Genomic DNA, 1,003 nt, shown 5'->3' with positions numbered 1-1,003 from the left:
TTTCTCCCCCTTATTTTGCGCGGCATTTTCCGGGGGCAACTCCGCGCCTTCTTTAAAGCGATAGGTTTTAGCCAGAATGTCCATGGCTAAATTCCCAGCTTCATCACGCTTAATGGTGAAATCATGCAAACTAACAATCCGTGGTAATTTGGCCACGCCACTGACCATATTGCCAATCTGATGATAATCACCAGTCACCGACATTTTTATTGGAAACTCAATGTAAAAATCCCGCTGTATTTCAGGCTCCCAGTTCAAACTCTTGATCCTCAGGCCGGCATCGGTTGCGGCAAAGGTTAAGTCGTCGAGTAACCCCGGCATTTCATTTTCAGAGGGCAACATTTTTAGCAGTTCGGCGAACTGCTCTTCCATAATTGCTAACTGCTCACGGTACAATTTAAGGTTAGCGGCTAATTGGTATTTATTTTTAAAGTCTTCCCTAAGCTGCACTTCTTTGTTTTGCTCAGCAGAATACACATCCACCGCATCGGCAATCACCAGTGCATAGCCGGCGACAAACACACACAACACCAATAAGGCAGCGAAAAAAATTTTTACTTGGCTCGGCCAACCGCCAATGTTTTCAAAATCAATATCATTAAACTGACTGAGATCGAGCTTCATTTACTCGCTCCTTGCGCCGTTTTAGCCGGCTCATCGGTAGCACCACCTTTAATGGTGACCCTCAGACTAAACTGTTGTAATTGCCTTAGATCATCATTTTGCGTGACGATAGATTGCATATTGGGATCGGTTAACCACTCAGACGCTTTTACCTTACGCATCATATTAGCGACGTTGTTGTTCGATTCACTGCGCCCTTCAATCAGCAATAAACTGCCCTTTTTCTCTAAACTGGAAAGATAGATCCCCGGCGGCACAATACGCACTAGTTCATCTAATACGTGGGTAGGTAAATTTCTTGATTGCTGCAAATTAAGAATAATCTCTGTGCGCCGCTCAATGTCTTTTTTACGCTCGGTAATTTTTTTAATCTCGGCAA

The 1,003-nt window shown here is 44.0% G+C and carries 2 protein-coding genes; both read right to left on the bottom strand.

Features of this window, described 5'->3' with window-relative positions:
* A partial coding sequence (locus ACRCZA_RS15545) for a type 4a pilus biogenesis protein PilO (protein WP_438675300.1) occupies positions 1 to 624 on the bottom strand: 624 nt, incomplete at its 3' end.
* The coding region (locus ACRCZA_RS15540; protein ID WP_438675299.1) for a PilN domain-containing protein at positions 621 to 1,003 on the bottom strand (383 nt) is incomplete at its 5' end. The genes ACRCZA_RS15540 and ACRCZA_RS15545, both read right to left, overlap by 4 nt.

Origin of the sequence: Shewanella sp., from assembly GCF_051658185.1 — a bacterium.
In the GTDB taxonomy this organism is placed as follows: domain Bacteria; phylum Pseudomonadota; class Gammaproteobacteria; order Enterobacterales; family Shewanellaceae; genus Shewanella.
This window is presented reverse-complemented; position numbering and strand designations above follow the sequence as displayed.